The sequence below is a fragment of the Mycobacterium sp. IS-2888 genome, assembly GCF_001954215.1.
GTDB lineage: Bacteria > Actinomycetota > Actinomycetes > Mycobacteriales > Mycobacteriaceae > Mycobacterium.
Window position 1 is genome coordinate 10933 of the sequence record NZ_MBET01000065.1, and the last position, 18664, is coordinate 29596.

14 protein-coding genes are annotated in these 18664 nt (G+C 69.4%); 1 reads left to right on the plus strand and 13 read right to left on the minus strand.

Annotation, left to right across the window (positions count from 1 at the left end; translation table 11 throughout):
- Positions 1–31: 31 nt before the first annotated feature.
- Positions 32–1213, plus strand: coding sequence for a S9 family peptidase (locus A5745_RS10970; RefSeq protein WP_076116041.1), 1182 nt, complete (start codon positions 32–34; stop codon positions 1211–1213).
- Here the strand turns inward: A5745_RS10970 and eccE are convergent.
- The 13 genes from eccE to A5745_RS11035 all read right to left on the minus strand — a co-directional run bounded on the left by eccE (position 1200) and on the right by A5745_RS11035 (position 18657).
- On the minus strand, positions 1200–2198 hold the full coding sequence (gene eccE / locus A5745_RS10975; protein ID WP_076116042.1) for a type VII secretion protein EccE: 999 nt from the start codon (positions 2196–2198) through the stop codon (positions 1200–1202). The two genes, A5745_RS10970 and eccE, sit on opposite strands and share 14 nt — an antisense overlap.
- The gene (mycP, locus tag A5745_RS10980) at positions 2195–3586 is read right to left on the minus strand and encodes a type VII secretion-associated serine protease mycosin (RefSeq protein ID WP_076116043.1); all 1392 of its coding nucleotides are present in this window, start codon (positions 3584–3586) and stop codon (positions 2195–2197) included. Before mycP ends, eccE begins: the two co-directional genes overlap by 4 nt.
- Positions 3583–4983 carry a type VII secretion integral membrane protein EccD gene (gene eccD, locus A5745_RS10985; RefSeq protein ID WP_139329552.1) on the minus strand — a complete coding sequence of 467 codons (1401 nt, stop codon included), beginning with the start codon at positions 4981–4983 and terminating at the stop codon, positions 3583–3585. The genes mycP and eccD overlap by 4 nt, the downstream gene beginning before the upstream one ends.
- A 79-nt stretch (positions 4984–5062) precedes the next feature.
- Positions 5063–5944 (minus strand): ESX secretion-associated protein EspG, encoded by an 882-nt coding sequence (locus A5745_RS10990; RefSeq protein ID WP_076116045.1) that lies wholly within the window; start codon positions 5942–5944, stop codon positions 5063–5065.
- Between the two features lie 10 nt (positions 5945–5954).
- Positions 5955–6245 (minus strand): WXG100 family type VII secretion target, encoded by a 291-nt coding sequence (locus tag A5745_RS10995; RefSeq protein WP_076116046.1) that lies wholly within the window; start codon positions 6243–6245, stop codon positions 5955–5957.
- Positions 6246–6274: 29 nt separating this feature from the next.
- On the minus strand, positions 6275–6568 hold the full coding sequence (locus A5745_RS11000) for a WXG100 family type VII secretion target (protein ID WP_076058335.1): 294 nt from the start codon (positions 6566–6568) through the stop codon (positions 6275–6277).
- A 40-nt stretch (positions 6569–6608) separates the two neighbouring features.
- Positions 6609–8096 carry a PPE family protein gene (locus A5745_RS11005; protein WP_076116047.1) on the minus strand — a complete coding sequence of 496 codons (1488 nt, stop codon included), beginning with the start codon at positions 8094–8096 and terminating at the stop codon, positions 6609–6611.
- Between the two features lie 2 nt (positions 8097–8098).
- The gene (locus A5745_RS11010) at positions 8099–8407 is read right to left on the minus strand and encodes a PE family protein (protein ID WP_076058332.1); all 309 of its coding nucleotides are present in this window, start codon (positions 8405–8407) and stop codon (positions 8099–8101) included.
- Between the two features lie 31 nt (positions 8408–8438).
- Positions 8439–12407: a type VII secretion protein EccCa gene (gene eccCa / locus A5745_RS11015; RefSeq protein WP_076116048.1), complete on the minus strand. Its 3969-nt coding sequence runs from the start codon at positions 12405–12407 to the stop codon at positions 8439–8441.
- Positions 12404–14041, minus strand: a complete 1638-nt coding sequence (eccB, locus tag A5745_RS11020; protein ID WP_076116049.1) for a type VII secretion protein EccB — start codon at positions 14039–14041, stop codon at positions 12404–12406. Before eccB ends, eccCa begins: the two co-directional genes overlap by 4 nt.
- A complete protein-coding gene (gene eccA / locus A5745_RS11025; protein ID WP_076116050.1) occupies positions 14038–15891 on the minus strand; it encodes a type VII secretion AAA-ATPase EccA in 1854 nt (617 codons plus the stop codon). The genes eccB and eccA overlap by 4 nt, the downstream gene beginning before the upstream one ends.
- 220 nt (positions 15892–16111) lie before the next feature.
- Entirely contained in the window at positions 16112–17608 is a 1497-nt protein-coding gene (locus A5745_RS11030; RefSeq protein ID WP_076116051.1) for a PPE family protein, read from the minus strand.
- Between the two features lie 143 nt (positions 17609–17751).
- On the minus strand, positions 17752–18657 hold the full coding sequence (locus A5745_RS11035) for a class I SAM-dependent methyltransferase (RefSeq protein WP_076116052.1): 906 nt from the start codon (positions 18655–18657) through the stop codon (positions 17752–17754).
- Positions 18658–18664: the final 7 nt, after the last annotated feature.

Here is an 18664-nt window from a genome sequence, read left to right on the forward strand (position 1 = left end):
GCCGCAGCCCGGCGGGCTAGCATCGGCGTTCGTGACGTTCGATCCCACGCCCATCCCCCTTCCCGACGCTCCCGGCGCCGACGTCCCGCCCGGCGCCGAGGGATTGCCGCCGCGCTCCGCGTTGTCGTCTCGCGATCGGATGGTCGTCGAGGCATCCGCTGTCGGGGATCTCGCGCTGCGCACCTGGGTCTCGTCGGTGTTGGCGACCACGGTTGCACCGGTGGTTCTCGCCACCTCGGTGCGCCAGGCCGCGTCCACCGAACGCGACAACCTGAACTTCTACGCCGAGCTGGCGGCCGAGCACGATCCGGTGGTTTCGTTTCCGGCGCCCACCGATCTGCCGCGGGTGTCGTCGCGGCCCGCCAGTCGGCTCGCGGAGTGGATTGCCCGCGGCACCGTGGACAACATCGCGTTCCCCAGCAGTTTCACGGCGATCAATCCGGCCATGCGCCGGCAATGGAGCGCGTGGGGGTCCAACAACATCGTGCGTGCGCAGCATTGGCGCCACGACGACGGACCGCGCCCGACGCTGTGCGTCATCCACGGTTTCATGGGCTCGTCGTATCTGGCCAACGGGCGATTCTTCTCCCTCCCTTGGTATTACCGGTCCGGCTACGACGTCCTGATGTACACGCTGCCGTTTCACGGCCGGCGGGCCGAGAGGTTCTCGCCGTTCAGCGGATTCGGCTATTTCGCCGGCGGCCTCAGCGGCTTCGCGGAGGCGATGGCCCAGGCCGTGCACGACTTTCGGTCCATCGTGGACTATTTGCGCCACACCGGCGTCGAGCGCATCGCGCTGACCGGAATCTCGCTGGGCGGTTACACGTCGGCGCTCGTGGCCTCCGTCGACGACCGGCTCGAGGCCGTCATTCCCAACTGTCCCGTCGTCACTCCCGCGACGATGTTCGATCAATGGTTCCCCGCCAACAAACTCGTCGGGCTCGGCCTGCGGCTGTCCCACATCAGCCGCGCGGAGTTAAACGCCGGGCTGTCCTATCACTGCCCCTTGAACTACCGGCCGCTGGTCGACCGCCGGATGATCATCACCGGCCTGGGTGACCGGATGGCCCCGCCGGACCAGGCCGTGATGCTGTGGCACCATTGGGATCACTGTGCGCTGCACTGGTTTCCGGGCAGTCACGTGCTGCACATCAGTCAGCTCGATTATCTGCGGCGGATGACCAGTTTCCTGCACGACTTCATGTTCGACTGACGGCCTCGGTCCGCGGTTCCCGGTGCTTCCCGGCCGCGGCGCTGGGCCAGCGCAACCGCGTCAGCAGGTCGGCGGGCGCATCCGTGTGCCCGTCGAGGCGTTGCGTGGACAACAAATCCAGCGCCGCCAATGCCGGCTGGTGGTTTCCGCGTTGCGGCGTCAATCCGTCCACCGGTGCACCGCTTCTCGGCGGGGCCTCGGTGAGGAATGCACATGCGGCCGCGATCGTGGTCCGGTTTCCCGGCCCGGAGGCGGCGATCTCCAGCGCCGTGCACGTCTCGCGCGCCGGATAGGACCGGATCGCGTCCAAGGTGTCCGCCAACCCGTCGTCGACGCTGACTTGGTATGCCGCAATGTGATCCGAGCCACCGCGCTGCACACCACGCCACGTCTCCCGGACATTCGGGGTGAGCAGCCGCGGCACGTCGTCGGGCCCGACCGTGCCCGCCTCCCAGCCGAGCTCACGAAGATGATCTGCGAGCCGGCGCACCGCGACCTCGGCCGTCTCCTGCAACGGGATCCGCGCCGAGCGGGCCTGCAGCGCCGTCAGGTTGTCGGCGGCCGATACCGTGAGCCCGATCCACGTCTCCCGGCGTGACACGTCGGATTCGTTGCCGCGGCTGGTGATTCGGATCTTGTCGGCACGAATGCCGTAGCGGTCCAGATACCCGGCGATCACCGGCAGCGGCAGCACATCCGAATCGCCGACCGGGGCTCCGATGCGCAGTAGCGCAGTGGTCTTGGTGGGCGGGCCGGACCGCGGCACGACCCCGCTCCGGCGCCCGATGATCGCCAGGCGGCGGCCCACGAGGGTGGTCAAGTACAGTCCACGCGACCAGCTGAACAGCACGAGCACCGCGAACACGGCGACACCGAGCAGCCAGTAGTCGCGGGTGGAGTGCCAGGGGTAGGCCAGCACCGCGGGCACAACGGCCAACGCCGCCAAGGTGATTCGGCCCCTTCCTGGAGTAGGTAGCGCACTCACGGGGTGGTCTCCTTTCGTCGGACGATCGCGGCGATGCCGGCGACGGCCGCGACGAGCAAAGCCAGCGCGGCGGTGCCGACGAACGCGACGGTCCGTGGTGTGTTGTCTCTCGGCGCAGGTGCCGGCGGTACGGCCACCGGCTTCGCCGCCGCCGCGCCGGGCCCGTTGCCGGCGGGCAGCTCCCAGGTCAGGGCCGCCACCGCGTCGACGCTGCCGGCGCCCACGACGTTCGACGGCGCGCGCGCACCGTTGTGCGCGGTCGCGGTGATGCGGTGGATTGCCTGGGAGGCCGTCAGATCCGGGTACTTGCTACGAACCAGCGCCGCGACGCCCGCCACATAAGCGGTCGCATAGCTGGTGCCGCTCAGCGCGATCTGCTGCTGGTGGTCGTCGGGCAGGCCGTTGGCGAGGCCGCCGCCGTCCCGGTTGCTCACCGACGCGATGTTTTCGCCCGGTGCCGCGATACCCACCCACGGTCCGGCCATCGTGAATTTCGACGCCTGGCCATCCGGTGTCAGCGACGCCGCTGACAGCACATACGGCTGCCACCACGACGGGATGGAAACCGACGCGACGCCGGCCCAGTTCCGCGGATCACCGGGACGGCCCAGGTCGGTAAGCGGGTTCGATTCGCAGGACGTTCCGCCGCCCACCGATCCGGTCGCCCCGGTGTTGCCCGCGGCGGCCACGATCACCGCGTCCTTGTCCACGGCGGCGTAGCGGATCGCCGCGCCCAGCGCGGCCTGGTCGACGGGCCGGTCGGCGGGCAGGCAGGTCACGGTCGAGATGTTGATCACCTTCGCGCCGAGGTCGGCCGCATGCACGATCGCGCGCGAAAGCGTCGCGACGTCGACGGCGGCGCGCGCCAGCATCGGATCCCCGCCCGCAGTCCTCGGTGAGAACTTGGCGGACATCGCGCGCAGCGACAGCACCCGCGCCGCGGGGGCGACCCCCGAAAAGCCGTCTTCGGCGACGGGCTGGCCGGCGATCAGGCCGGCGACCAGGGTGCCGTGCCCGTCGCAATCGGTCAGGCCGTCGGTCGTCTCCACATAGTCACCGCCGGGGTCGACGTTGGGCAGCCGCGGGCCGCGGCGCACCCCGGTGTCGATGACCGCGACCAGCTGCCCTTCGCCGCGGGAAAACTGCCAGGCCGCAGGCAGATTCAGCATTGCCTGGCTGCGCGTCACCACGCCGGGATCGGTGCCGGGGATGACACCGGAGGTGCTGCACGGGCCGCGCTGCTCCATCGGCTCCCCGGGTCCCGGCGTGCCGCCGGGCGGCGCCACGCCGGGGTCGACCGCCGGCGGACTCACCGCGAACGCGGGCGCAGCGGCCCACACCGCAACGGCCAGAGCCGTTGTGGCGCAGGCTAATCCGGATCGGATCATCGATTGAGCACCCAGCCGAACACACCCACCAGGTACGCCATGACCGGGATCAGCGAACCATCGAGACCGGCCGCGAGGAAGCCCAGCAGCCGGCGCGCCGGCAGCGAATAGCTTTCCGGCGACGCGATGCCCGGGTTCAGCGCGACGACCACCCACACGAGCATGAGCGCGGTGAGCACGAGCACCGCGCCCAGCGCGGCGCCGTAGCGTCCCGTCGCGGCGTAGAACACGACGAGGACGCCGGCCGCCAGATACGGCTGGGCGAGCAGCCAGGCCTTGCACGCGGCCGAATCCCACACTCGGGCACGCAGGACCGATGCGGCCGCCGTCGCGGCCACCACGTACCAGCCCACGCCGCTCAATGCCTCCGGGCGCAGGGCGATCGCCACCGATCCCAGGACGCTGAGCAGCACCGCGGCGGCTATGAAACCGCTCTGATGGGCGTCGCCTATGCGGACGCGGCGCGGGAAGTCCTCGAGCACCCGCAGGGACGGGGCCGACGGGGTTGGGTCGCCCGGCGCCGGGATGACCGGCAGCGGGAAGCGCGCCCACACCGCGGACAGCTGAGCCGCCTTGATGGTGACCAGCAGGGCCGCGACGATCAGGCCGCAGCCGATGGTCAATATCGGTAAGCGCCAAATCAATTCGGCACCGGACGCCAGCAGCACCCCGGCCCCGACCACCGCGGTGGCGGTGAAGAAACCGACGATCCGCTCGCGCTCGGCGCTCGGAACCACGAGGGCGATCAGCGACCACGCCGTGACGCCGGCCGCGACCAGCATCAGTTGTGCCGCTCCGAATTTCCCGGGCACCGCTAACGCCAGCGCCGCGCCGATCGGCGCCAGCGCCGTGATCGAGAGCGCCGTCCCCGTCCCCCGGGGCCTGACCAGCAACCCGGCCAGCGCGGTGAGGGCCGCGATCACACTGACCGCGATCAGCCCGCCCAGCGCGCCGGTCGCAAGCCGGTAAGCGACTCCCAGGCCGGTCGCCAGCAAGGCCACGGTGATCACCGCGGCCAGCGCGCCACGCTGGATGTGCGCTGTGCCCCAAGGCTTTAGCCGCGAGGCCGAGAAGATCATGGCGGCGTCCGCGATGTCCTCGACGATCCCCGGCGCGGCCGGCCCGACGGGCACCGGCTGCAACGCCAGCAGATCTCCGTCGACGACCCCGACGGTGTCGAGGCTGGCGTCCAGGCTGAACGGCGCCCCACCCACCGGGGCGAGGCTCAGCTGGGAACCGGCCTGGATGTCGCCGGCCTCCTCGGACTCGTCGTCAGTCGCCGCGGGAACCACCAAACGCTGTACCGCTGGCAGGATTTCGCGCAGCGGCAACTCCGCGGGCAGGGCCATCTCCGTCAACCTACTGTCCGCGAGGATGGCCACGCGGACGATGGGCATGACGGTGCCGGACGTCACTGGACCCTCGAATACTGGGGCCGTTCCTGGGACATCGTGCTCTCTTTCTATCTAGTTGCTGCTATGAGTACTGGGCGGAAAAGTCTCGGGACAGCCGCTGGCCGGGGAACCACTGGCCGTCCGGCAGCTGGGCGGTCAGCTGTTCGACCGCGCAGGCGATGGCAAAGGGCGTTCCCGGGCTGAAGGTCGAAACCCACTCGCCGTCGAACGCGCGCGACGGGCTGACCAGAACCCGGCCCTCGGCGGTGTCGACGATGCTCATTCCGACGTCGGTGGTGGCGTGCTGCCCGTCGCGGCGGCAGCCGGCGACGATCTCGACATAGCTGCGTGGACCGGCGAACACCGACTCCACCATGCGTCGTGCCGAGCCCGGGATGCCAAGGTAGTCAAGGACTTCGGCCAGCGGCGCGCCGGACCGCAGCCGCTCGTCGGCCCGGGCTCCCACGCGCGCCGGCATGCTGAACTCCTCGAAGCGGGCCGGCGGCCGCCCCGCCAGCCCGACGCCGAGGACCGGGACCAGTGCCCGGGGATCGTCGATGTCCATTGCGGTAAACGTGATCAACTGCGCGGTGCGCAACGCGACGATGGTTTTCGAGCCTGCGCCGGCGCGCTGCGCGACGACGCCGCGCAGCAGCTCGCCGGTGCCTGTGGCCGCACCGGGGCCGATATAGCGCAGGTCCAGCCACCGGTCCGGGAAGCACACCGCCCTGATCCAGTCCGCCACCGCCGGGTTGACGATGCCGGTCTTGGAGCCGTCATCGGTCACCAGACCCATGCGGGTCAGGTCGGCCCTTTGACGTTCGAGGAACGCGTCGCGTTGCGCGGCATCACGATACGGCGTGGTGATCGCCAGCACCCACGGGAAGCTCCCCGCCCCAATGCTTTCGGCGATGAACCACGCGTGATCGACCGTCAACTCGACGGCGTTGGGTTCGACGCTCATCTAGTCGGAACTAACCGCCCCATTTGGCGGCTTCGGCGGTGTCGCGAGCCAGCATGGCCATGGTGTTGGATTCGTGCGTGGTGGACATCGCCTGGTAGGCGCGCACGAGGTCTTCCATGGCCTGGTTCCACTGTGCCTGCCAAGCCTGGTAGGTCAGCCCGGTGTCGCCCTGCCACGCGTTCTGCAGCGCGGCCTGTTCGGTGGCGATATCGGCGCCCAGCCCCTGCAACGTGCCGGCGTAGCCCGACATGTCGCCGGCGTGGGCCAGCATTGCCGGGTAGTTGTACATAATCTGCGACATCACAAGTCCTTTCGTGTTGGTCGGTGGGATCAGAACCCGGTGTAGCTGGAGGCCGCCGCGGCGTCGGTGGCCACGTAGGTGCCCGCGGCGTCGCCGAGGTTAGCCTGGGCGATGTCGAGCAAGGTGTTGACGCGGGCCGCGACTTCCACGAAGCGGGCGTGGGCGGCCTGGAACGCGGCCGAGGCCTCGCCTTGGTGGAACGCCTGCGCCGACAGCGCCTCCTGCTCGGCCTGGCCGATTGTGCTGCGCATCAACGCCGTCTTGGCGCCGAACGCCGATTGCGCGGCCACCAACTGAGGAATATGAGCATCCAGAAGACTCATAGTGATTTCTCTCCCTTCGGATTTCGGTTACTGACTCCTGCTAGCCGTCTCGTGAACTATGTCGGCCCCCTTCCCCGTTGGGTTCGCTCGGGGCGTCGTGTTCCCAGGTTCCGGGCACCATCGGCATCCGAGGGCCGCCGCCGAACTCGTCGCCGGCCAGCTTGGCCAGCCCCGCCGCCTGCAGCGCCTCGTCCTTGCGCGCGGTCCCGGCAAACCCCATCCGTCCGGCGCCGTTCCCGGAGGCGATTGCGGCGGCGAGCCGCTCGTCGTCTCCGTAATCGGGAGGGACGCCGATGTCTGAATCCATGTCCGCGTATTCGTCGCCGTACTCGCGCATGGCCGCCCGCCGGCGCCGCCGCGCCCGTGCCTCGGCGCGGCTGGGCACCGCGGCGGCCGCTGCCGGGACGGTCGCCGCCGGCGCCTTGACGCCACCACGGCCACCCAGCGTTGGTCCGAGCCCGGTTTCGGGATCACCGCCGCCACCGACGATGTAGGCGAAGCTTCCGGTCGCCGCTACCGGCGCCGGCGCGCCCGCTGCAGCGGAACTCGCGGCGGCCGTGGATGCCGGTGCCCCAGCGGGACTCGCTATCGGCGATGCCATAGCCGCCGCCGGCAACACCGAGGAACCCTTGGGCGCCACGACTGCCGGCGCACCACCGACGCCCGCGGCGACCGGCGCGAGCTCGGGACCCATCAACAGGAAATAGCCGATGCCGATCGCCAGCGGCAGCACGAACGGGGCGCTCAGGATCATGGCCCACGTCGGCCAGCCAAGCAGGTTGGTGATCACCTCGTAGGCGACGAAGAAGAGGAATGGGAAGCCCCCCAGGGCCCCCGCCGGATTCGTCAGGAAGTTCTGCAGCAGGTTGATGAAATCTTGAACGACATCTTGGAGGAATTTGAACAGCTGCCGCAGCAGGTTGGTCAGCCAGGAAAAGGGGCCGTCTTGCGTGGCGGTGACCGCGGCGTCGTTGGTTTCACCGGCACCGGGATTCACCACGTTCGGCGCCGGTGCGGTTCGCGGCGCCGACGCCATCGCCAGTCCCGAGGCGGCCTGATACGTGCTCATCACGGTCGCGGCCTGACTCCACATCCGCACGTAGTCCGCCTCGTTGAGGGCGATCGGAATCGTGTTGATCCCAAAGAAATTCGTCGCCACCAAAACGCCGTGAATCATGTGGTTGGCGGCCAGCTCCGCCAGTGTCGGCATGGCCGCCAGAGCGGCGACGTAAGAGGCCGCCGCGACCTCGTGCTGCGCGGCCACACCCGCGCTGTCGACGCTGGCCTGCTCGAGCCACGCCAGATACGGCACGTGCGCGGACACATACCGCTCCGCGCTCGGGCCCTGCCATGCGGCGGCCTGCACCGCCCCCACCAGCCCACTGAGTTCGGCTGCCGCCGAAGAGTATTCGGCGCTGAGCGCGGTCCACGCGCCGGCGGCCGCCAGCAGCGGCCCCGGTCCAGGACCGGCGCTCAGCAGCGCCGAATGCACTTCCGGCGGCGAAGCCATCCAGATGGGCGAGGTCATTGTCAGCCGCCCGTAACCCCGTACGTAGCGGCCGCCGCGGCGTCGCCCGCGAGATAACTCGCCCCGGCTTGGCCGACGCCGACACCGGCACGGCCCAGTTCCTCGACACCCTGGGCGGCGACGGCCTCGTGCTCCTGGCCCTGGGCGCTGAACCCGGCGGCCGTCTGCAGGGACACCGGATCCGCCGCCGGCGGTACCACCGCGGTGATCGCCGGTGCGGCGGCGGCGTGGGCGGCCGCCAGCCGCGCGGTCAGCGCCTCCACCGCCGCGCTCGCCGCCGCCAGCCCCTCAGGAACCACTTGCAACGTCATGGCTACTCCTGTCCTCTCGTTTCACTAACCATCAGTGGGCGAAGCCGTCGCTGCCGCCCTCGATCACGGACTCGGCGACCAGCGGGTTGACCAGCTGCACATAGGCCGGAGTGTCGCTGTCGCCCAACAGGATTGCCCGCCCGGCGGGCAACCGGGCAAACCGCTGACCCCGGATCTTGCCGCTGTCCTGCGGGTTACCCGCGAGCATCAGCGTGGTCGCCTGCAAGTCGTTGAAACGGCGCAGCAACGGGTTGGTCATGAGCCCGTGCCCCGACCCGGTGGCACGTGCCGTGACGATCACCCGCAGCCCCAGATCCGCGGCCTGCGCGAGCTGCCCGATCAGCGGAGTCCACGGCCGCTGCCCGAGGTAGGGACCGCTCATCGCGGGGGCATCCGGCACCTGGTCGACGTCGTCGATGATCAGGTAGTGGGTGTGGCCTTCGAAGCGCCAGCGCGCCAGCTCGGCCGGCGACAGTCCCGCGGGCGGGCGGCGCGAATCGATGAGCTGGGACAGGCCCAGCATCGCGGGGATGATCCGGTCGATGTTGGCGGTGTATTCGTTGTCCGGGAACAGCGGTTCGTCGACCAGGTGCAGCCGCCGGTCCAGCACGGTGAATGCGACCTGGTCCGGTGTGGAGTTCTCGCGGATGGTGCGGATGATGTGCCGCAGCAGCGTGGTCTTCCCAGACTTGCTGTCGCCGAACACCATGAGCAACGGGTTGTCGGCGAAGTCGAGGACGACCGGTGCCAGGTCCTCCTCGCGCTGGCCGATAACCACCCGCTCCGGGCCTCGGTAGAGCGCCCCGACCGCCTCGGGAGTCAGGTTGGTGGGCAGCAACCGCACCGGCGGCGCGGCCATGTCGGGGTAGCGGGCGTTGATCGCGGCGACCTGGTCCAGCTCGGGAGCCGCGAACAGGAAATGTTCCGCGGCCATCGTCAGCCCGCGGCCCGGCTGGTCGTGCGGCACCGCATCGGCCGGGCGGCGCAGCGCGCCAACCACCCGCACGTTGCTGTCTCGCGCGTCGTGCAGCCTGAGCTCCAGGCGCAGACCCAGGCCGTCCCGCATCGCCAGCGGCACCTCCAGCCAGCTCGGCGTGGTGATGATCACGTGGATCCCGTACGCCAGCCCGACGTTGACCAACTCGGTTACCTTGGCCAGCAACGGATTCCGGGTGTTGAACTGGTCGGTGTTGTCACGGCCGAACGCGTAGAGGTTGTCGATGACCAGGAACACCTCGCCGAACCCGTCGTCGGGCGCCGAGCCGTACCTGTCCCGAAACGCCTCCCGCCGCTGCCGAGACAGCAGCAGCTGCTCGAGTTCGCCGAAGGTGCGGCGGATGCGCTCGGGTTCCAGCGCCGACGCGACGCTGCCGACATGCGCCAGGTCCTCCAGCGCCCGCAGCTGTCCGCCGCCGTAGTCGAGGCAATAGAACGTGACGTCGCGCGGCGAGTGCAGGCTGGCGGCCGACATAATGAACGTTTGCAGCGCGGTCGATTTGCCGGACTTGGCTCCGCCGTGGATCACCATGTTTCCGGCCGACGACGTCGCGTCGAACACCAATGGGTCGCGGCGCATCTCGAACGGTTTGTCGATCTCGCCGAGCGGCCAGCGCCACTCCCGCTGCGGTATCCCGGCCCGGGCCAGCGCCGCGGTGAGCGGGATGGGTTCGTCGAGCGGCGGCAGCCAAAGCTGCGGCGCCCGCGGCCCGTAGCGTGCCAGCTGTTCGCCGATCGTCGCGATCAGCTTGCGTGGCGGCCCGGTCGTCTCCTCGTCCGCGGCCTCGGAGATCACCGTTGTCTGATCCGGCTCCACCCGCGCCGCGGTGAACAGCTTAGGTTCGGGAACGGAGTGCACCACAAGCGCTTTGGCCGTTTGTGGCGGATCGTAGATTCCGTCGACGTAGGTGCTGCGGAATTTGATCGGGGCCGCTCCGGGGGCGGGCACCAGGAAGCCCACGCCCTTGTGTTCCTTGCCCGACTCGATGTGGTAGGCGTCCTCCACGCCGATGATCTGGCGAGAAACGCTGGGACTGGCCACCTTCAACCCGATTCGGTACGAGGTGTTCTTGTCGATGTCCTTGATCTTGCCCACGTCCAGCGTCTGGGACGCGAACAGGATGTGGATGCGGAACGAGCGGCCCTTGCGCGCCACGTAGTCGAACAGCTCCGCGTATTCCGGATGATCGGCGAGCATCAGGGTGAACTCGTCGGCGACCACGAACAGCGTTGGGATCGGCGGCAAGTCATGACCGGCGGCGATGGCGTTCTCGTACTCGACCACGGAGTTGAATGCGCTGCCCTGAACCTGGCGGCCGGCCTCGCGCAGCAGTGACTCGCGGCGGGCGACCTCGCCCCGCAGCGTGTCGGCGAAGCGGTCGGCCAGCGACTTCTTCTCGGCCATGTTCGAGATCACCGCGACGACCTGCGGGAAGTTGCGGAAACTGTCCGCGCCGGCCTCACCCTTGAAGTCGGCGTAGATGACGATCAGCCGGTCGGCCGAGTGAGTTGTCAACAGCGACAACAGAATCGACATCAGCGTCTGCGACTTCCCGGAGCCGGTCATACCGATCATCAGGCCGTGCGGGCCCATGCCGCCCTCGGCCTCGTCCTTGAGGTCGAAGAACAGCGGCTCACCCGTCGCGGTGACACCGATCGGCACGCGCAACTCGTCGTCGCGGCGGCGCGGCGCCCACAGCGTCGGCACGTCCAGCTGCGACGCGTCCGGGATGCCGAGCAGCGTGCTGAAGGTGGCGCCGCGGGTCGCCGCCGAGCGCAACCCGGTGTGGGTTGGGTTGGAATCCCACCGCGACAACTGACGGGCCAAGTGGGCGGCCTCGTCCGTGCTGAGTTGATCGGCGGCGTCGACATAGCGCTGCCAGCCGCCGGTCTGCCAGCGGTCGATGGCTCCGCCCGCCACGCGCAGGATCGGCTTTTCGGGATCCGAATACTGTTCGCGGTGTGGCGGGGTGTCCGAGCAGTGCACGACGGTGACCCCCGCCCGGCCCAGGGCCAGCGTGGAGGCGTTCACGTCGAAGTCGGGATCGTCGACGACAATCAGCAGATGGCGCAACGCATCTGCGGGCCCACCGGTGAAGGCGGGGCGATCGACTAGGGCCGGCCCCAGCAGCGAAATCAGCTCGTCGGGTTTGCTCGACAGGTAGCGCGCGGGGCCGACGCCGTCGAGCTCACCGGGAATGTCGACGTGCGGCAACCACTTCAGCCAGGACCAGTCGCGGCCCTCCGGGTCGCGGGTCGCCAGCGCCACCCCGAGCACGGTCGGGTCGTGCCACGTCACGGCCTGAGCAATCCACGCGCGCAACGCCGCCCGCAGCTCGTCGGCGTCACCCAGCACGGTGATCCGCGAGACCTTCGTCAGATCGATTCCGGTCGGCACGTCGCGGACGGTGCGCTGGGTGTCGAGCAGGCTGCGTAAAGCGCTGTGCGACACCGGTTCCAGATCGATCTCGTCGGCGGTGTCCTTGACTCGCAGCGCGGTCGCGAGCGGCGCCTCGTGCCGGCCCGCCCGCACCACCAGGAAGTCGGCGTCGTGCGGGTCCCGCTCCCACTGACGACGCGATCCGGGCACCGTCGCCAGGGCGGTGGGGTCCGGATGCGACCACTGGGCAGCCGCGCGCTGTTCGGCGGCCTGGGTGCGGATGTTGTCCCGCACCACCGACAGGTAGCGCAGGTAGTCGGCCCGCTCGGCGTCGACCTCTTCGGTGCGGTTCTTGTTGCCGGTGCCGCGATACATCGCGGTGGCCGCCAGCAGCAACACGAACGGGAAGAACAGGGTCTGCGGGGAGATCACCCGCATCCCGGTGGCGAACAACGCGACGACCATGCCGACGATCAGCATCACGATCACGACCGGCATCGCACGCCGCAGCAGCGACGGCGGGATCACCCTGGGCAGCTCCGGCGGCGGCTCGATGCTGATGCTGCCCTTGCGGGTGCTCGGCGGCGCCAGCCTGCGCCGGGCTTCGAAGATCAGTCGGCTCATCGGGGTTCTCCTTCGGCTCCCCGCTCAGCAGCAGCCGGCCGGCCGGGCCTGCTGTCGGGTGGCAAGCCGTCGTGGGCGAGCAGCGCGTCGGCGCGCGATAGCGTGGGGCCGTTCGCGAACAGCGACAGCATCGACCAGGGGATCGGAATGGCGGGCGCGTTGAGGCCAAGGGCTTCAACGGTTTTGCCGTGTCCGGCGGCTCCGGTCGCGGCGTCGGCCTCGTTGTCGATGCCGTAGCGCACCCCGGTATCGGAGACCCAGAACAACGCACCAGTGCCCGGCGACGTCGGGCCGCCGCCCACGGTCTGCGTGAAGTAGCCGGTCCCGGGCGCCAGCGCGACCCGGGTGGCCGTCGCCGGCGAACCGCCGCCGATCAGGTCGAGGGTGCGCACCGCGTCGGGCACCGGCAGCGCCGACCCGGACAGCAGGCTCAGCGAACTGGTGGCAGCGCCGGCCGGTTTGCTCCAGTACGCACACGTGACGGGGTTTTTGGAAGCGTCGACGAGGGCGATCTGGCGGTCGGGATAGCGCGTGGTGTCCAGCATCCGCGACACCGGGAGCTTGGCCACCTCGTCGGCCCCGAGCCGCGGCGGTTGGTCCAGGCCATAGGAATTGGTGTTGCGCAGGATCGCGGCGAGCACCGGCGAGATCGGCTGCAGGCCGTCGGGCAATACCGCGTAGTACCGCGCCGCGCCCGATGGGCTCTGCTCCAGGGCGTACGACACCACCACGGCACCGATCGGGGCGGGCACGCCGAAGTTCGCGGGCGCACCGGCATTGGGGATGCCCGGCGCCGTCAGGGACGGAGCCTCGGGGATCGCATTGAACAACCCCGCGGCGATGGGCCGCGGCGCGGGCAGGTCGGCGGTTCCCAGGCCCAGGGCGTTGGTGACCGCGTGGTTGGCCAGGTCGATCTGGCTGCGCCGGCCGCCCCACAGCAGCCAGGTGCTGCTGCCCTTGTCGTTGGCGAAGTCGACGAGGACCGCCTGCCCGGATTCGAGCGTCGCCGCCCGAGCGCCCCGGCTGTCAGGGGGGCCGGCCATCACGGTGACGCCGGTGCTGTGGGCGGCGTGTCCGCCTTGGGCGGGCTCGCTGACCGCGTCGCACACGGTCCAGTTCGCGTCGTGCGAAGCGTTCTGCACCATGCGTTCCGGGGCGCCGGGAATGCCGATCAGGTTGCCCCGCGGAAACCGGTCCAGCTCAGTGCTTTTCACGGTGGTCGGGTTCACCGGATGGCCGACGATCAGCCGGGCCGACGTCAGGTTGAGCACCGGGTGCAGGTCGTCACCGACTCGCACATACAGCGCTGCGGTGGAGCGATCCGCAAGGACCGCGTTATTGCCCACCTGCCCGTTGGGCCGGATCAACGAGAACACGAAACAGCCCGCCAGGCCGGTGGCCAGAATCAGGACGCCCATCAGCACCGCGCGCGACTGGGTGCGCAGCGGGTCGACGAGCATCCTGGTGTCGTGCAAGGCAATACCGGAGGCGATGCGGCGCATCACGAAACGCCAGCCGGTCACCTGATGACGGGTGACGAAACCGCGGCGGTAGACGACCTGATCGGGGTTGTCGTTGACCGGGGTTCGCGAGGAGAACGACCGCCGCTCCTCTGGTTGCTCCGGATTGGTCATGCCGGCTCCTGCAGACCGAGCCCCTGCAGCAGCGGCTCAACCGAATTGCGCACGTCCTCGGCGGTGATCGTTATCAGCTCCTCATCGGTGAACTCGCCGGTTTCGGCGTGCTGGGAGTGGTCCAGCCGGAATTCGCGTTCCTCTTCGGACTTTTCGACCACGTTGCGCACGAAGCGGCCGTTGCCCGCGATGTCCAGGCCGCGCCGTTCGACGCCGGCCGCGTCGGGTTTCGACGACTCGGCCAGATGCGCGAACAATGCCTCGAGATCCTGCAGCGCGGCCTGGTCGAACGCGCTGTCGCGCTTGGCGGCCATGAAGTTGGCGATCTCTATCAGCTCCGCCGGCTTGTATGACGGGAAGTCGATGCTGCGGGTGAAGCGCGACCGCAGACCCTGGTTGGTGTCAAGGAACCGATCCAGGTCGGCACGATAGCCGGCGACGATGACGACCAGACGGTCCCGGTCGTTCTCCATCCGCGCCAGCAGGGTATCGATGGCCACCAGGCCGAAGTCGTTCTTGGCACCGGTGGCCACCAGCGCGTAAGCCTCGTCGAGGAACAGCACTCCGTCCAGGGCGCTGTCGATGATCGCGTTGGTCTTGGCCTCGGTCTCCCCGATGTGCTGGCCGATGAGGTCGGCGCGGTGCACTTCCTTGATGTTTTCCCGCTTCAAAAGGCCTAGGCCGCAATAGATTTTGGCGACCACCCGGGCGATGGTGGTCTTACCGGTTCCCGGCGGCCCGGTGAAAACCAGATGGTGGGTGCGCTGCGCGACCTCGAGCCCGCGCTGCTTGCGCACCAGCTCCATGGCCACCGCGCTCTTCAACCGGGCCACCTGGTCCTTGACCTTGTCCAAGCCGATGAATTCGTCGAGCTCGCGTTCGGCCTCGTGCAGCAGGACGCGCTTGCGCTCCTGGGCCCCGGGGTCGACGAAATCGCCGGGACTGGGCTCAGTGTCCGGGTCCCATGGGTCGGTACGGGCTTCGATCCGGGCCGCGGTGGTAGTGACGATCCCAAAACTGGTGTCGGACAAGGCTTGTTCGACTTGCTCGTTCTCGGGGTGCGCCGCGTACAGATCCTGCAGCACTTCGGCCGCGGACTCCTCGTCGACGTGGGCCCGGAGCACCAGCGCTTTGGCCAGTGCGCCGTCGAGAGCCGCCACCGCGACGGGCCCCTCGGGCTCCTCGAGATACGACAGGGCCGGCGCGAACATGCCCAGCCGGGCCAGCGCGGTGCCCAGGGTGATCTTCGCCGCGTGGGAGAAGGCGTCGTCGAGGTCGGCGTCGTTGACGATCGGCGTCAAGAGCTTGACGACGTCCGACCATCGTTCGGCGCGGTAGTTGACCACCACCGAGACCCAGCGGGCCTCACGCCAGCTCGGGCGGCGCTCGGTGACGGCCGAAACCAACTTGTCGGCGTCGGCGAATTTCCCGGCGTCGGCCAGGGCCGCCGCGTAGGCGAGGGCGAAATCGTCCGGGTCCGTCGCGCGGAACTGCAAATACAGGCCGGTGTCGTAGCGGAAGCCCAATGCCCCGGGCGCCAGTTCCACTTCGCGCTGCAATACCCCGGCAGTGCTCGCGGTGCGCCACACGGCGTCGAGTACGCGGAGGGACAGGTCGCCGGCGGCGGCCAGCCCCGTCCACGCGTCGCACTGCTCGTGAGCGATCCGGGTCAGCGCGGTGAAGCCCGAACGCGCGGCCACCAGGTCGGCGGGACGCTGCCGTTCATAGATAGAGATGCCGAGCGCCCGGCAGCACGTGGCGAACCGGCTGACGATATCGCCGTCCACCCTCCCGTCGGGCCGGGAGTTGGCGGGCCGAGCCGTCAGCATTCCCGTGTCACCGCGTTCCACGGCAGCTTCCTCGCATTTATGTAGCCTCCCCTAACCTGACCGCCTGAAGTTAGCATTGCATAAGCTAACTGTCGAGGCTTCCGGGCTCCCTTGATTCGCCGCAGAACTGGTGGTCCGGGGGCCATTGATCAGGGCATTCGGCACGATCATCGACCCTCTTCCCGGTTGCGCCCTACTAAGCAGGGCAGCTTACTGAAAATGATTTTCATTAGCAAAACATTCAGGCTGGATCTTTCGGTGCGTCCGATTGCCAGGTACTGGGCACCATCGGCAGCGCCGGCCCATCGCCGAATTCGTCACCCGCGAGCGTGGCCAACCCGGTGGCCGCGCCCATCTCCTTGTGCGCCGTTCCGGCAAAACCCCGTGGCCCCGCACCACGCTCGGACGCCACCGCCGAGCTCAGCCGGCTCGCGTCGGGACCCGCACCCCGTTCGGAGTCCAGATCCATGAATTCGTAGCCGCGGTAATGGTCGTCCATCGTTGCGCGTCGCCGCCGGCGCGCCCTTCGCTCCCCGCGCGCTGACGCTGCGGCCGCCGCGGCGGCCGAGGCGGTATCGGGCTCCGGCGCCTTCCGCCGCGCACTGGTGCTCAGGCCGGTGTCCGTCCCGATCGTGGGTCCGCCAACCAGGTAGGGATAGGCGACGGCCTCGACACCGGTGACCGGCGGCGGCGGTGGGGGTGCGGGTACAGCTGTCGGGGCCGTCGCGGGCGCGGGCGCCGGCGTCGGGGTGGAGGACGGCGCCGGGGCCGCGGCCGCGGGAGCGCTCACGACCGGGGTGGCGGTGACGACGGTCGCGCCGGGCGCTTGGGGCGGCGGTGCGGGCACCGCGGCGGCGGGTGCGGGGGCCACGTCGGGCTGGATCTCGGCCAGCAGGCCGAAGCTTGCGATGCCTGCCCCAAATGCCGCCGGTACCAAGAAGGGAATCGTCGCAAGCTGGGGGAAGGTCTGCAGGGCCTCGCCGAGGTGCTCGAATTCGTCGGCGATGAGCAACGGAATGTCGCGGAACAAATCCTCCAGCGCATCGAGCGGGTCCGTCTGAAATTCCTCCAAATCCCTTCCGATGGTTTGGAATATCTCGAGGATGCGGTTGACCCACCAGCTCAGCTGGGTCGGGTCGCCGCCGTCGTTGTCGACGATTCCGCCGTCATCGTCGCTGTCATCGCCGCTGCCGTCGTCGGCGTGCATGATGACCGGCGCCGGACCGGTTTGCGGTGCAGATGCCACCGCCGCGGTGGACACCGCTTGATAGGTGGTCATCGTGGTGGCCGCCTGGACCCACATGCGCGCGTAGTCGGCCTCATTAACGGCGATCGGGATGGTGTTGATGCCGAAGAAGTTGGTGGCCACCAACACCGCATGGACGGCGTGGTTGGCGGCGAGCTCGGGCAGGGTCGGCATCGCGGCCAACGCCGCGGTGTAGGCGGCCGCCGCGACGTCGTGCTGGGCGGCCGCGGCCGCGCTATCGGCGCTGGCCCGCGTCAGCCACGCCAGGTAGGGCGCGTGCGCGCTGACATACTGCTCGGCGCTCGGGCCTTCCCACGCGCCGGACTGGACGGCCGCCAAGACCCCGGTCAGTTGGTCCGCCGTCTCGGCATAAGCGTCGCTCAGCGAACTCCACGCGCCACTGGCCGCCAGCAGCGCTCCGGGCCCCGGCCCGCTGCTCAGCAACGTGGAATGCACCTCCGGCGGCAGTGCCATCCAAACCGGCGCGGTCATTCGCGGCCTCCCGGGACCCTGGGGGTGAGATCAACGGCCGCCTGGGCTGTGAGGCGGCGCAAGCATCACGCCGCTAGTAGTCGGCGGGCGGCCGGGAAAAGTTCCCGGGCGCGGCCGATTCATCGGAGATTCTTCGCGCGGCCTCAGGCCTTGACGGCACTCACCAGGGTGTTACGGGCGATCATCGGGCCGGATTCGGTGTCCGGTTCGGGCACCGGCCTGCCGACTTCGCGCAGATAGTCGGCCAGCGGCGTGCCGACCGCGGTCCAGCCCCGCCCGCCGAACCATTCGTCGGCCGGCGCGCACCGCTCGTTGTAGACCAACCGGAAAAACAGGCGCTGGTCGCCCTCGGCAGCGGCGGCGCGTTCCTCCTCGACCGCGGCCTCGAACTCGTCGGGCGGCAGCGGCGCCCCGTCCTCGACCGCGACGTGGCTGCCCTGGCCTGCCAGGCCGTCGACGCCGGCGAACAGCTGCTCCTGTGCGTCGGCGGGGAGATAGATCAGCAGGCCCTCGGCAATCCAGGCCGACGGCTTGGCCGGATCAAAGCCGCTGGCCCGCAAAGCTTGTGACCAGTTCTCACGCAGATCGACAGCGACCTCCCGGCGCTCGGCACGCGGCTGCACACCGTGGCTGGTGAGCACCTCACGCTTGAAGTCGAGGACCTCGGGCCGGTCCAACTCGAAGATCGTGGTCCCGGCCGGCCAGTCCAGCCGGTAGGCGCGGGAGTCCAGTCCCGCGGCCAGGATGACGATCTGCCGCACGCCGGCGTCGGCGGCCCGACGGAAATATTCGTCGAAGTACCTCGTGCGAGCGCCCTGGAAGTTGACAAAATGCCGGCCAAACTCCGCGGTCTTCAGCGGGTGGTCGGGAGCCTTACCGTCGAGAACGTCGGCCGCGGGGCCGCCGACGGCGCGGCAAAACAACTCGGCATATTCATCGACCACCAGCGGCTCGGGCTTCTGCGCCTCGAGCGCCCGCGCGGTCGCCACGAACAACGCCGTCGCCCCGACACTTGTTGTGATATCCCAACTATCGCCTTCACTGCGCACCCAACCG

What these genes read in the sequence shown, in the direction of transcription:
- eccCa (WP_076116048.1), bottom strand. Translation starts at nt 12,407, where the DNA reads ATGAGCCGACTGATCTTCGAAGCCCGGCGCAGGCTGGCGCCGCCGAGC.
- A5745_RS10990 (WP_076116045.1), bottom strand. Translation starts at nt 5,944, where the DNA reads ATGAGCGTCGAACCCAACGCCGTCGAGTTGACGGTCGATCACGCGTGG.
- A5745_RS11030 (WP_076116051.1), bottom strand. Translation starts at nt 17,608, where the DNA reads ATGACCGCGCCGGTTTGGATGGCACTGCCGCCGGAGGTGCATTCCACG.
- A5745_RS10995 (WP_076116046.1), bottom strand. Translation starts at nt 6,245, where the DNA reads ATGTCGCAGATTATGTACAACTACCCGGCAATGCTGGCCCACGCCGGC.
- eccB (WP_076116049.1), bottom strand. Translation starts at nt 14,041, where the DNA reads ATGACCAATCCGGAGCAACCAGAGGAGCGGCGGTCGTTCTCCTCGCGA.
- A5745_RS11005 (WP_076116047.1), bottom strand. Translation starts at nt 8,096, where the DNA reads ATGACCTCGCCCATCTGGATGGCTTCGCCGCCGGAAGTGCATTCGGCG.
- A5745_RS11010 (WP_076058332.1), bottom strand. Translation starts at nt 8,407, where the DNA reads ATGACGTTGCAAGTGGTTCCTGAGGGGCTGGCGGCGGCGAGCGCGGCG.
- A5745_RS11000 (WP_076058335.1), bottom strand. Translation starts at nt 6,568, where the DNA reads ATGAGTCTTCTGGATGCTCATATTCCTCAGTTGGTGGCCGCGCAATCG.
- eccD (WP_139329552.1), bottom strand. Translation starts at nt 4,983, where the DNA reads ATGCCCATCGTCCGCGTGGCCATCCTCGCGGACAGTAGGTTGACGGAG.
- mycP (WP_076116043.1), bottom strand. Translation starts at nt 3,586, where the DNA reads ATGATCCGATCCGGATTAGCCTGCGCCACAACGGCTCTGGCCGTTGCG.